We start from the raw sequence: 11,742 nt of genomic DNA, 5'->3' as shown, positions 1-11,742 counted from the left end.
ATTATTTTCTGCCGTCGGCCGGTATGCCAGAATAGCGGCTTGCCACCCTCTTCGATTGCCGCCCATGGACAAACTCATCGCACAACTGATGCGCCTCTACCTCATGCCGGACCTGGCTGCGCCCACGGAGCTGTCCGGGCGTCCGGCCGTCCCGCTGGTCTCGGGCGACGGGCTGACGCGCGCCGTCGTCATCGACTTCTCCAGGCAGCGCGGGGACGCGCCGGAAGCCCACTGGACAGCCCTGTGCGCGGTCGCCAACCTGCTGCAGGAACACTTCGGCTTCCCGGCGCCCGCCGTCAGCATCACCGGCGACAGCGGCTACCGGCTCTGGCTGTCGCTGGCCGAACCGGTGCCGGAAGGCGATATGCGGCGTTTCGTGGCGATGCTGCGCGAGACCCACTTCCCCGACCTCGAGCTGCAGCCAATCGAGCAGGTCCAGTTGCCGCCCAGCTTCAACCCGGCGTCAAGCAAGTGGGCCGCCTTCATCCATCCCGGCATGGGCGCCTCGTTCGCCGAAGAGGCCGGACTCGAGATGGCGCCGCCCCACGCCGCCCAGCTGGGCTTCCTCGAGGGCCTGGAGAGCATCGGCAAGCAGCAGTTCCTCGATGCCCTGGTGTCCCTCAAGCAGACCGAAGCACCTGCGCCGCCGCCTCCCGCAGCCGTGCAGGAAGGCCTGCTCCTGAAGGACGCCACGCTGGAAGACATCGTGCGCCACCTGCACAGCCTCGGCATCGAACCGAGCTTCCGCCACGTGCTCCCCGGCCGGAGCTGAGCACGCCGGCAAGCGGGCACCTTCTTGCGCGGCAGCGGTGTATGCTGTCCATACAGGACACTGGAGGTGCCGCATGAGCCACGAACGACGCCACGTCTGCCTTGGATTCACGGATGAGCGCTATCCGGAAGGCACGCACATCTGCTACCTCTACAACGACGACGAGGAACGACGCCGCATCCTGCCGCCGTTCGCGCGCCACGCCCTGCTCGAGCACGAGACCTTCGACTACGTCGCCGACGTACCCGGCGTGGCCGACTTGCCGCGCGTGATGGCAGAACTCAATCTGCTGCGTGCGGCCGAAGGGCTGTCGGGCCAGGTCGCCATGGCGACCGCGCGCGACGGCTATTACCCGGATGGCGCCTTCGATCCCGATGCGATGCTGGCGCGCCTGAAGGCCAAGTTCCAGGAGGCGCTCGCGAGCGGCCATGCCGGCGCCCGCTTCGCCGGCGAAATGACCTGGGCCCTGCGCGGCGTCCCGGGCGCCGACCGCATCATCGAATGCGAGTCGCGCATCAACGACCTGGTCAAGGAAGCGCCGGTGACCGTGATGTGCCAGTACGACCTGCGCCAGTTCGACGGCGCCATGATGTTCGACGTCATGCAGGTCCATCCGGTCATGATCGTCGGCGGCCATATCCTGCGCAATCCCTTCTACCGGCATCCGCCCCCCGGCCATGGACGCCCGCACGGGAGCTGACGCGGGCGAGCCCACCGCGGCCGTGCTCGGGCGCCTGCTGGTCATCCAGCAGGCCATCGATGCCTTGCCCGACGACGAGCGCCTGGCCGCCTTCGTACGGCGCGCGCTGGCGGGCGTGCCCGGCATCGCCGACGCCCATGTCCACCTCGAGGGGCGCACGACACCGCCCACCGCGGCGCTGGCGGCGCTGCTCGAACGCTGCAAGGGCGGGGCCGCGCAGGCGCCGGCCCGCAACTTCCAGCAAAGCATCGGCCACGAAGGCCGCTGCTTCCCGATCCAGACGCCCGACCAGCATTTCGGCTGCCTGGTAGTGCAGATGGACGACGAAGCCGCCCTGCGTCCCTACCGCGATTTCCTCAGCAATATTTCGAGCACCATCAGCCGGGTGCTCGCCGCCCGCCTGTACCAGGAACGCCTGGTGCAGGTCAACGAAGAATTGCGCCAGTCGCGCGACCAGCTCGAACAACGGGTCGCCGAACGGACGCGCGAGCTCGAGTACCGCGCCACCCACGACCTCCTGACCGGGCTGGCCAACCGGCCGCTGCTGATCGACCGCCTGCACGCCGCCCTCGCCCATGCCCGGCGCGACGGCAGTGTGGTGGTGGTGGCCTATCTCGACCTCGACAGCTTCAGTTTCATGAACACCGGCCTGGGCAACGCCTGCGGCGACGCCTTCCTGTCCGAGACGGCACGCAGGTTGTGCCGGGTGGTGCCGGACTGCGACGCCGTAGCCCGCATCGGCTCGGACGAATTCGTGATCATCCTGTCCGGCCTGGACAGCGTCGAGCGCAGCGGTCCCTGCCTGCACGAGATGCTGGGCGCCGTGCGCGAGCCGGTGCGGCTGGCGGGCAAGGACGTGGTGGTCACCAGCAGCATCGGCGCCAGCGTCTACCCCTTCGACGGCGAAGACCCAGAACTGCTGCTGCGGCGCGCGAACTCGGCCATGCACCGGGCCAAGCGCTCAGGCAAGGACAGCGTCCAGTTCTACGCCAGCACGCGCGACGCCGCGGTGGCCGAACGCATGGAACTCGAAGCCGAGCTGCGCGAAGCCATCCCCGGCGGGCAACTGGTGGTGCACTACCAGCCCAAGCTGAACCTGCACTCGGGCGCCTGGCGCGGCGCCGAAGCCCTGGTACGCTGGCAGCATCCGAAGCGCGGCCTGCTGCCGCCCCAGGCCTTCATTCCGCTCGCCGAAGATTCGTCTCTGATCGTGGCGCTCGGCGAACACGTGCTGGCCCAGGCCTGCCGCCAGGCCAGGCTGTGGCACGGGGCCGGCCTGCCGGGCAGATCGGTGGCCGTCAACGTCGCGGCCCGCCAATTGCGTGACCGGCGCATCGTCGACGTGGTCAGCGGGGTGCTGGCCGACAGCGGCCTGCCTCCCAGCTGCCTGGAACTGGAAATCACCGAAAGCTCGATCATGCACGACCTCGCATACGCCTCCGGCCTGATGCGCGAGCTGAAGGGCCTGGGCGTGACGATCTCGATCGACGATTTCGGTACCGGCTACTCCAGCCTGAGCGCGCTGCGCAACTTCCCCGTCGACAAGCTGAAGATCGATCGTTCCTTCGTGCATGAGGTCGAGACCGACCAGAGCGCCGCCGCGGTGGCCCTGGCCGTGATTTCCTTCGCCCGCACACTGGGCATGCGCGTGAATGCCGAAGGCGTGGAGACGCCGGGCCAGGCCTGCTTCCTGAGGCAGCACGGCTGCGACGAGATCCAGGGCTACCTGCTCGCGCGGCCATTGCCGGCCGGGGAACTGGCAGCCCTGTACCGCCGCGGCGATCCGCCGGGCTGGGGCTAGCGCCTGGGCATCAGGTCCTGCAGGGCGACGACCGTCGCTTCGACGCCCATCCTCACAGCCGGGCCGTGCTCCACCTTGAACAGTGGGCTGTGATGGGTCGGCAGGCGCAGCTTGCCCGCCCTGGCTGACGCGATGTCCTGCGGCGCGGTGCCGCCCACGGTGAAATACACGCTCGGGATATACGGATCGGTGACGAATTGCGGGAAGTCCTCGGAACCCATGCCCTCGCGGAACTCGTCTTCGCCGAGCGCCGCCGGCCCCAGCCTGGTAGTCCAGGCAGTGCGCAGGCGCCGCACCAGCTCGACGTTGTTGACCACCGGCGGTGCCGGCGTGTCGACCAGCTTCACCTCGGGCAGCTCGTTCTCGTCCATGCCGACGGCGCGTCCCGTGTTCTCGGCCATCCGCTTGATCCCGTTGAGCAGCAGGCTGCGCGTCTTCGGGTTCTCGCTGCGCACGGTCAGCTGCAAGCGCGCATTGTCGCCGATGATGTTGGCCTTGGTACCGCCATGGAAGGAGCCGACCGTGATCAGTCCCGGCTCGCGCGGGCCCAACTCGCGGCTGACCACGGTCTGCAGGCCCACCACGATCATCGCACCAAGCACGATCGGGTCCTTGCTGCGGTGCGGCTGGGCGCCGTGCGCGCCCACGCCCTTGATCAGGATCTCCACGGTGTCGGCGCCCGAATAGGGCGACATTTCCGACGCGTGCACCTTGCCGGTCGCCATGTCGGCCTTGACGTGGAAGCCCAGCGCGACATCGGGCTTGCCGAAGCGCTTGTAGAGGCCGTCCTTCATCATTGCCAGCGCCCCGCCGATGCGTTCCTCGGCCGGCTGCCCGATCAGCATCAGCGTCCCGGACCAGCTGCCGCGCTCGGCCGCCATGCGCCGCGCCGTGCCGACCAGGCTGGTCATGTGGATGTCGTGGCCGCAGGCGTGCGCGACCGGCACCACATTGCCTTCTTGGTCCTTTTGGGTCGCCGTCGAGGCATTCGCCAGGCCCGATTTCTCATGCATCGGCAGGCCGTCCATGTCGGCACGCATCATCACCAGCGGACCGGGGCCATTCTTGAGGATGGCGACCACGCCGGTGCCGCCGACGCCCTCGGTGACCTCGAAACCGGCGGCGCGCAATTCCCTGGCCAGACGAGCCGCCGTTTTCACCTCGAGGAAGGACAGCTCGGGATTGCGGTGGAAGTAGTCGAGCAAGGGCGCCAGGTGCTGGTCGTAGTCGCGCGCCACGGCGCCGGACAGCTTGTCCTGGGCGCCGGCCGGCAGCACGGCCGCCAGCAGCAAGAGGGGAAGCAACTTTTTCATGGGTTTCCTGTTCAGGCGGAGGGAAGGCGGTGCTCGTGGTAGATATCGCGCAGCTTGTTCTTCTGGATCTTGCCGGTGCCGCCGACCGGCAGCGCCTCGGTGAAGACCACGTCGTCGGGGATCCACCACTTCGCCACCTTGCCCTCGAAGAAGGCCAGCAGTTCCTCGCGGCTCAGCGCGGCGCCGGGGCGCTTGACCACCACCAGCAAGGGGCGCTCGGCCCATTTGGGGTGCTGCACGCCGATGCAGGCCGCCTGCAGCACGGCGGGGTGCGACATGGCGACGTTCTCCAGGTCGATCGAGCCGATCCATTCGCCGCCCGACTTGATCACGTCCTTGCTGCGGTCGGTGATCTGCAGGTAGCCGTCGGGGTCGATGGTGGCCACGTCGCCGGTCGGAAACCAGCCGTCCTGCAGCACCTCGCCGCCCTCGCCGCGGAAGTAGCCGGACACCACCCACGGCCCCTTCACCAGCAGGTGGCCGTAGGTCGTGCCGTCCCAGGGCAGCTCGCTGCCGTCGTCGTCGACGATCTTCATGTCGACGCCATAGATGGCGTGGCCCTGCTTGCGCAGCACCGCGCGCTGTTCTTCCTTCGGCAGCGCCCTGTGCTTTCCCATCAGGGTGCAGGCGGTGCCGAGCGGCGACATCTCGGTCATGCCCCAGGCATGCACCACCTGCACGCCCAGCTCGTCGATCAGGGTGTCCATCATTGCCGGCGGGCAGGCCGAACCGCCGATCACCGTACGCCGGAAGCTCGAGAAGCGCAGCCCGTTCTGCATCACGTGGTTGACCAGGCCGAGCCAGACGGTCGGCACGCCGGCCGAGAAGCTCACGCCTTCGGCCTCGAACAGCTCGTACAGCGATTTGCCGTCCAGGGCCGGGCCCGGGAACACCAGCTTGGCGCCGGACAGCGGCACCGAGTACGGCAGGCCCCAGGCGTTGACGTGGAACATCGGCACCACGGGCAGCACGGTATCCGCACTCGAGACGTTCAGCGCGTTCGGCATGGCCGAGGCGTAGGCATGCAGCACGGTCGAGCGGTGCGAGTACAGGGCGCCCTTGGGATTGCCGGTGGTGCCCGAGGTATAGCACAGCGAGGCGGCCGAGCCTTCGTCGAACACCGGCCATTCGTAGTCGCCCGAAGAAGACGCGATCAGGTCCTCGTAGCACAGCAGCATCGGGATGCTGGTCTCCTGCGGCATGTGGGCACGATCGCACATCGCCACATAGCCCTTGATGGTCTTGCAGTGGCGCGCCATCGCTTCGATCGCGGGCAGGAAGGTCATGTCGAAGAACAGGTACTGGCCTTCGGCATGGTTGATGATGTAGGCGATCTGCTCAGGATGCAGGCGCGGGTTAATGGTGTGCAGCACCGCGCCCGAGCCCGATACCGCATAGTAGAGCTCCATGTGGCGGTAGCCGTTCCAGGCCAGGGTGGCGACGCGGTCGCCCATACCGACTCCGAGGCCCTGCAGCGCCTGGGCCATGCGGCGCGCGCGCGCCTCGCAGTCGCGGTAGGTATAGCGGTGGATGTCGCCCTCCACCCGGCGCGAGACGATCTCGCCGGCCCCATAGTGGCGGGCGGCGAAGGCGATGATGCCCGACACCAGCAGCGGCTGGTCCATCATCTGCCCCATCAGGGGGCTGGTCGGATACGGATTGCTCGTGACGCTCATCAGGTCTCCATGGTCAGATTGGCAATACGACGCTGAGTGTCGACCGGCCCTTGCCCCTACGTCAATGCAATTCGATTGCGCGCCGCAGCATGGCTCTCCCACCCGTGCGCCGATGGAATCGGCCCGGTACGGTAGAATCCTGCCCATAGCGCATGAATAAACTGCAAGCCGAAGGAGCTGCCATTACTGCTGATGAACTTCCCTTCAACAACTCGTTTGCCGAGTTGCCGCCGGCCTTCTATACCCGGCTGATGCCGACGCCACTGCCGGCGCCCTATTTCGTCGCTGCCAGCGCACCCGCGGCGGCACTGGTGGGACTCGACCCGCAGGAACTGGCGCAGGAGGATTTCGTCGCCGTTTTCACCGGCAACAAGGTGGCGGTGCGCTCGCAGCCGCTGTCGGCCGTGTATTCGGGCCACCAGTTCGGCGTCTGGGCCGGCCAGCTCGGCGACGGCCGTGCGATCGTGCTGGGCGACCTGTCCGGCCCGCAAGGCCGGATGGAGCTGCAGCTCAAGGGCGCCGGTCTGACGCCTTATTCGCGCATGGGCGACGGCCGCGCGGTGCTGCGCTCCTCGATCCGCGAGTTCCTGTGCTCCGAAGCCATGGCCGCGCTCGGCATTCCGACGACGCGCGCCCTGACGCTCACGGGCTCGCACCAGCGGGTCGTGCGCGAGACCGTCGAGACCGCCGCTGTGGTCACGCGCATGGCGCCGAGCTTCGTGCGCTTCGGCTCCTTCGAGCACTGGCATTACCGTAATAAACAGGACGAACTGCGCCTGCTGGCCGACTACGTCATCAGGAACTGGTACCCGGAATTCGCGGGCGCGGCCAATCCCTACAAGGAATTGCTGGCCGAAGTCACGCGCCGCACCGCGCACATGATCGCCCACTGGCAGGCAGTCGGCTTCATGCATGGCGTCATGAACACCGACAATATGTCGATCCTCGGCCTGACCCTCGACTACGGTCCCTTCGGCTTCATGGAAGCCTTCGACGCCAATCACATCTGCAACCACACCGACCAGGGCGGCCGCTACTCGTACGCCAACCAGGTGCCGGTCGGCCACTGGAACTGCTACGCGCTCGGCAACGCCCTGCTGCCGCTGATCGGCACGCCCGAGGACGCCGAGGAAGCGCTCGACGCCTACCGCCCCGCCTTCGGCGCCAAACTGGACGAGCTGCTGCATGCCAAGCTCGGCCTGGTGGATGCGCGCGCGGAGGACAGCGCCCTGTTCGACGCCATGTTCGGGCTGCTGCAGGCGAACCATGCCGACTTCACCCTGTTCTTCCGCCGCCTCGGCGAGCTGAAGCTCGACAGCGGACCGGAACAGGATGCGCCGCTGCGCGACCTGTTCATCGACCGCGAAGCCTTCGATGCCTGGGCCGGCCAGTACCGTGCCCGCCTGCGCGCCGAGCACAGCCAGGACGAAACCCGCCGTGCCGCGATGCACCGCGTCAATCCCAAGTACGTGCTGCGCAACTACCTGGCCCAGACCGCGATCGAACAGGCGCAGAACGGCGACTTCGGCGGCGTGCACCGCCTGCTGTCCGTGCTCGAGCGCCCCTTCGACGAGCAGCCCGGCAACGAAGCCTACGCGGCCCTGCCGCCCGACTGGGCGGCGCATCTCGAAGTGAGCTGCTCTTCCTGAACATCAAGAAACAAGCGAGACCCGACATGAACGACAAAGTGACCAAGAGCGACGCCGACTGGCGCGCCCAGCTCGACCCGATGCAGTACCAGGTAACCCGCCACGCCGCCACCGAACGTGCCTTCACCGGCAAGTACTGGGACCACCACGAACACGGGATCTACCACTGCGTCTGCTGCGACACCCCGCTGTTCGAGTCGGACGCCAAGTTCGATTCCGGCTGCGGCTGGCCCAGCTATTTCAAGGCCATCGACCCGGCCAATGTGATCGAAAAGGTCGACCGCGCGCACGGCATGGTGCGCACCGAGATCATCTGCGCCGTGTGCGACGCCCACCTCGGCCACGTCTTCGAGGACGGCCCGCCGCCCACCGGCCTGCGCTATTGCATCAATTCCGCCGCCATGCGTTTCGAACCTGCCTGAGGACCACACTCAATGATCAAGTTCTTGTTCGACATGCTGCCGGTGATCCTGTTCTTCGGCATGTACAAGTATGGGGAAAACCACCAGGACTGGGCCCACGGTCTGGTCACCGATTACCTCGGGGGCCTGGTCTCGGGCGGCGCGGTGCCGGCCTCGCAGTCGCCGATCCTGCTGGCCACCGCGGTGACCATCCTGGCGACCGTGCTGCAGATCGTCTACCTGCTGGCGCGCCGCAAGAAGGTCGACGGCATGCTGTGGCTGTCGCTGGGCGTGGTGGTGGTGGCCGGCGGCGCCACCATCTACTTCCACGACGACACCTTCATCAAGTGGAAGCCGACCATCCTGTACTGGGCCTTCGGCGCCGCGCTGCTGCTGGCGCAGCTGCTGTACCGCAAGAACCTGATGCGCTCGGCGCTCGCGGGCGCGATGAACCTGCCCGACGCGGTCTGGAACCGCGTCCTGTATGCCTGGATCGCCTTCTTCGCCGGCCTTGGCCTGCTGAACCTCCTGATGGCCTTCGTGGTCTTCCGTAGCGATACCGGCGCCTGGGTCAGCTTCAAGCTGTTCGGCATCACCGGGATCCTGTTCGCGTTCGTCGTCATTCAATCGCTGTTCCTGTCCAAACATATCCAGGAGGATGCTCAAAATGGAAGCTAACCGTACCGAACGCCTGCGCGAGCGCCTGCAGGCCGAACTGGCCCCGACCATGCTGGAAATCAGCGACGATTCGCACCTGCATGCCGGCCACGCCGGCGCCGCTTCCGGCGGCAGTCATTACAGCGTGAAAATCGTCTCCGAGAAGTTCCAGGGCCTCACGCTGGTCATGCGCCATCGTCTTGTGTATGATGCCGTTCACGAAATGATCAACAAGGCCGAAATCCATGCGCTGGCCATCACGGCGATCGCACCGGCAGAGCAGGCCTGAGGGCCTGCCGGCCACTGTTGAGTATTTCAGTAAGCTTTAAGAATAGTGGCCGACAATATGTAACGTCTAGTACCAGAACTTGAAGTAAAAGAACTAATCAAATCTCGTCCAAGTACATCCCTTCCCACAGGAATTCCAGAAATGACCTTTAAGCCAGCACGCCTGCTGTTAGCGCTGATCGCCGTTGCCGCCGCCCCTGCCTTCGCCCAGAACCTCGCCGTCGTGAACGGCAAAGCCATCCCGACCTCGCGCGTCGAGGACGCCGTCAAGCAGCTGGTCGCTGCCGGCCAGGGCCAGGATTCGCCGCAGATGCGCAACGCGATCAAGCAAGAGATGATCGCCCGCGAAGTGCTGATGCAGGAAGCCATCAAGCAGGGCTACGACAAGAAGCCGGAAGTCAAGGCGGCGCTCGACAACGCCCGCCAGTCCATCGTCGTCAATCAACTGGCCCGTGACTACATCACCAAGAACCCGGTGACCGATGCCGAAGTCAAGGCCGAGTACGACCGCTTCAAGGCCCAGACCGGCGACAAGGAATACCACGTGCGCCACATCCTGCTGGAAAACGAAGCCGACGCCAAGGCCGTGATCGCCAAGATCAAGGGCGGCGCCAAGTTCGAAGACCTGGCCAAGCAGTCGAAGGACACCGGCACCGCCAACAACGGTGGCGACCTGGACTGGGCTAGCCCGTCCTCGTTCCCGCCTGAGTTCGCTGCCGGCTTCACCAGCCTGCAGAAAGGCGCCGTCACCGAGAGCCCGGTCAAGACCGCCAACGGCTTCCACGTCATCAAGCTGGACGACACCCGTGCCGCCAAGCTGCCTTCGCTCGACGAAGTCAAGCCGCAGATCCAGGACGCCCTGGCTCAGAAAAAGCTGGCCGACTACCGTGACCAAATGGTCAAAAAGGCAAAGGTGCAGTAAGATGTACTACCGCCGGTGCCGCGAGGCACCGGTTCTTGCCGCCGCGCGGCGAACTTTTCGTGTTTAGATAGGACCTTAACAATGATTTTGAAGCCAGCCCGCCTGTCCTTGGCAATCAGCTTTGCCGTGGCCGCGATGCTCGCCGCGCCTGCATTCGCGCAGAACGCCGCCACCGTCAACGGCAAGCCCATCCCGGCGGCAAAGGTTGACCAGATGGTCAAGCAGTTGGTAGCCCAGGGCCGCGCCACCGATTCGCCGCAACTGCGCGATGCGATCAAGAAAGACCTGATCGGCCGTGAAGTCCTGATCCAGGAAGCCGACAAGGCAGGCATCGGCGGCCGCGCCGACGTCAAGGCAGCGATCGACAACGCCCGCCAGAGCATCATCATCAACGCGATGCTGGCCGACTACGTCAAGAAGAACCCGATCAAGGACGCCGAGATCAAGGCCGAGTACGACCGCTACAAGGCACAGGTCGGCGACAAGGAGTACCACGCCCGCCACATCCTGGTGGCCACCGAAGACGAAGCCAAGGCCATCATCACCAAGCTGAAGGGCGGCGCCAAGTTCGAAGACCTGGCCAAGGCCCAGTCGAAAGACGGTTCGGCAGCCAATGGCGGCGACCTGGACTGGGCAAGCCCGGCCAACTACGTGCCTGAGTTCTCGAAGGCCATGACCGCCCTGCAAAAAGGCGCGATCACCGACACCCCGGTCAAGAGCCAGTACGGCTTCCACGTCATCAAGCTGGAAGACGTGCGCGCAGCCAAAATCCCGGCGCTGGACGAAGTCAAGCAGCAGGTCGCGGAGCAGCTGCAGCAGCGCCAGCTGGCGCAGTACCGCGAAAGCCTGGTCAAGAAGGCCAAGATCCAGTAAGGACGGCCTCGCCGACTACAGAAGCGCTCCCGAGGGAGCGCTTTTTTCTTGCCCGGCTCACTCAAGCTTTCATCCTCCGTTTTGCCACATGGCAAACTCGCTTGCGCCCTGCTCCTACGTCTGCGTGCTTGCCGCTCCTATTGAACATCTGGCGGATCGGATTACCATTGGTCCAAAGAACCTTATAGGAGCCGACCATGAACAAGGATGAGCGCAAGGATCAAGACATGGCACAGCAAGATGTGGCGCCCGCGCCGGGCGCCGGCGGGGAGCAGGTAGGGGCTGCCGGCCAGTCGAACGCCGGACATTACACCGCGAATGCCGCAGGGCGCGGCGGCGGCATCGTCAGTTCGCCTCCCGAAGCCCAGGTGAACCCGCCGGGCAAGCCGCAGAGCGGCCATGGCAGCGCCACCGAACCGGTGACCGGCGGCACGGCGGGTGCGATGTCGAACCAGGGTGGCGCCGGTCCGATGGGCGGCGCGGGCGGCGGCAAGCCGCCGGGCACGCCGGGCGGGAACGGCACCAGGGACGAGCCGATCTGGGGTAGCTAGGTATTCGTAGGGTGGGCGGATTTGAACTGACCCCAGAAAGTTGGACATCAACTTTCTGGGGTTTTTCACATGGGGAAGTACACACCTGCCTTCAAGCTAATTGTCGTGCAACGATATCTTGAAGGCTCGATGGGTTACC

At 66.0% G+C, this 11,742-nt stretch carries 12 protein-coding genes; 10 read left to right on the top strand and 2 right to left on the bottom strand.

Features of this window, described 5'->3' with window-relative positions:
• The first annotated feature begins 64 nt into the window (after positions 1-64).
• The 3 genes from AC56LK_RS02830 to AC56LK_RS02820 all read left to right on the top strand — a co-directional run bounded on the left by AC56LK_RS02830 (position 65) and on the right by AC56LK_RS02820 (position 3,273).
• The gene (locus AC56LK_RS02830) at positions 65-772 is read left to right on the top strand and encodes a hypothetical protein (RefSeq protein WP_497183052.1); all 708 of its coding nucleotides are present in this window, start codon (positions 65-67) and stop codon (positions 770-772) included.
• A 73-nt stretch (positions 773-845) separates the two neighbouring features.
• The gene (locus AC56LK_RS02825) at positions 846-1,472 is read left to right on the top strand and encodes an MEDS domain-containing protein (protein ID WP_497183051.1); all 627 of its coding nucleotides are present in this window, start codon (positions 846-848) and stop codon (positions 1,470-1,472) included.
• Positions 1,450-3,273 (top strand): putative bifunctional diguanylate cyclase/phosphodiesterase, encoded by a 1,824-nt coding sequence (locus AC56LK_RS02820; RefSeq protein WP_497183050.1) that lies wholly within the window; start codon positions 1,450-1,452, stop codon positions 3,271-3,273. Before AC56LK_RS02825 ends, AC56LK_RS02820 begins: the two co-directional genes overlap by 23 nt.
• Here the strand turns inward: AC56LK_RS02820 and AC56LK_RS02815 are convergent.
• Both AC56LK_RS02815 and AC56LK_RS02810 read right to left on the bottom strand, forming a co-directional pair.
• Positions 3,270-4,586, bottom strand: coding sequence for an amidohydrolase (locus AC56LK_RS02815; protein ID WP_497183049.1), 1,317 nt, complete (start codon positions 4,584-4,586; stop codon positions 3,270-3,272). The genes AC56LK_RS02820 and AC56LK_RS02815 overlap by 4 nt on opposite strands.
• An 11-nt stretch (positions 4,587-4,597) precedes the next feature.
• Positions 4,598-6,262: a 3-(methylthio)propionyl-CoA ligase gene (locus AC56LK_RS02810; protein ID WP_497183048.1), complete on the bottom strand. Its 1,665-nt coding sequence runs from the start codon at positions 6,260-6,262 to the stop codon at positions 4,598-4,600.
• A 152-nt stretch (positions 6,263-6,414) separates the two neighbouring features.
• Here AC56LK_RS02810 and AC56LK_RS02805 point away from each other — a divergent pair, with 152 nt between their 5' ends.
• The 7 genes from AC56LK_RS02805 (at position 6,415) to AC56LK_RS02775 (ending at position 11,603) form a co-directional block, all read left to right on the top strand.
• Positions 6,415-7,911 carry a protein adenylyltransferase SelO gene (locus AC56LK_RS02805; RefSeq protein ID WP_497183047.1) on the top strand — a complete coding sequence of 499 codons (1,497 nt, stop codon included), beginning with the start codon at positions 6,415-6,417 and terminating at the stop codon, positions 7,909-7,911.
• A gap of 26 nt (positions 7,912-7,937) precedes the next feature.
• On the top strand, positions 7,938-8,333 hold the full coding sequence (msrB, locus tag AC56LK_RS02800; protein WP_497183046.1) for a peptide-methionine (R)-S-oxide reductase MsrB: 396 nt from the start codon (positions 7,938-7,940) through the stop codon (positions 8,331-8,333).
• 15 nt (positions 8,334-8,348) lie between these two features.
• Positions 8,349-8,990: a septation protein A gene (locus AC56LK_RS02795; protein ID WP_497183510.1), complete on the top strand. Its 642-nt coding sequence runs from the start codon at positions 8,349-8,351 to the stop codon at positions 8,988-8,990.
• Positions 8,980-9,258, top strand: coding sequence for a BolA family protein (locus tag AC56LK_RS02790; protein ID WP_497183045.1), 279 nt, complete (start codon positions 8,980-8,982; stop codon positions 9,256-9,258). Before AC56LK_RS02795 ends, AC56LK_RS02790 begins: the two co-directional genes overlap by 11 nt.
• A gap of 141 nt (positions 9,259-9,399) precedes the next feature.
• Entirely contained in the window at positions 9,400-10,179 is a 780-nt protein-coding gene (locus tag AC56LK_RS02785) for a peptidylprolyl isomerase (protein ID WP_497183044.1), read from the top strand.
• Between the two features lie 81 nt (positions 10,180-10,260).
• Positions 10,261-11,052, top strand: a complete 792-nt coding sequence (locus AC56LK_RS02780; protein WP_497183043.1) for a peptidylprolyl isomerase — start codon at positions 10,261-10,263, stop codon at positions 11,050-11,052.
• Between the two features lie 227 nt (positions 11,053-11,279).
• Positions 11,280-11,603, top strand: a complete 324-nt coding sequence (locus AC56LK_RS02775; protein ID WP_497183042.1) for a hypothetical protein — start codon at positions 11,280-11,282, stop codon at positions 11,601-11,603.
• Positions 11,604-11,742 lie beyond the last annotated feature (139 nt).

This window comes from Telluria sp. ZB4P36, assembly GCF_059685865.1.
The sequence above is the reverse complement of the archived record's forward strand: the minus strand, read 5'-3'. Positions and strand labels throughout refer to the sequence as shown.

Bases quoted from the DNA above. Each gene is read 5' to 3' on its own strand.
- AC56LK_RS02815 (WP_497183049.1), bottom strand. From the start codon at position 4,586: ATGAAAAAGTTGCTTCCCCTCTTGCTGCTGGCGGCCGTGCTGCCGGCC.
- msrB (WP_497183046.1), top strand. From the start codon at position 7,938: ATGAACGACAAAGTGACCAAGAGCGACGCCGACTGGCGCGCCCAGCTC.
- AC56LK_RS02810 (WP_497183048.1), bottom strand. From the start codon at position 6,262: ATGAGCGTCACGAGCAATCCGTATCCGACCAGCCCCCTGATGGGGCAG.
- AC56LK_RS02775 (WP_497183042.1), top strand. From the start codon at position 11,280: ATGGCACAGCAAGATGTGGCGCCCGCGCCGGGCGCCGGCGGGGAGCAG.
- AC56LK_RS02785 (WP_497183044.1), top strand. From the start codon at position 9,400: ATGACCTTTAAGCCAGCACGCCTGCTGTTAGCGCTGATCGCCGTTGCC.
- AC56LK_RS02830 (WP_497183052.1), top strand. From the start codon at position 65: ATGGACAAACTCATCGCACAACTGATGCGCCTCTACCTCATGCCGGAC.
- AC56LK_RS02790 (WP_497183045.1), top strand. From the start codon at position 8,980: ATGGAAGCTAACCGTACCGAACGCCTGCGCGAGCGCCTGCAGGCCGAA.
- AC56LK_RS02780 (WP_497183043.1), top strand. From the start codon at position 10,261: ATGATTTTGAAGCCAGCCCGCCTGTCCTTGGCAATCAGCTTTGCCGTG.
- AC56LK_RS02825 (WP_497183051.1), top strand. From the start codon at position 846: ATGAGCCACGAACGACGCCACGTCTGCCTTGGATTCACGGATGAGCGC.
- AC56LK_RS02820 (WP_497183050.1), top strand. From the start codon at position 1,450: ATGGACGCCCGCACGGGAGCTGACGCGGGCGAGCCCACCGCGGCCGTG.
- AC56LK_RS02805 (WP_497183047.1), top strand. From the start codon at position 6,415: ATGAATAAACTGCAAGCCGAAGGAGCTGCCATTACTGCTGATGAACTT.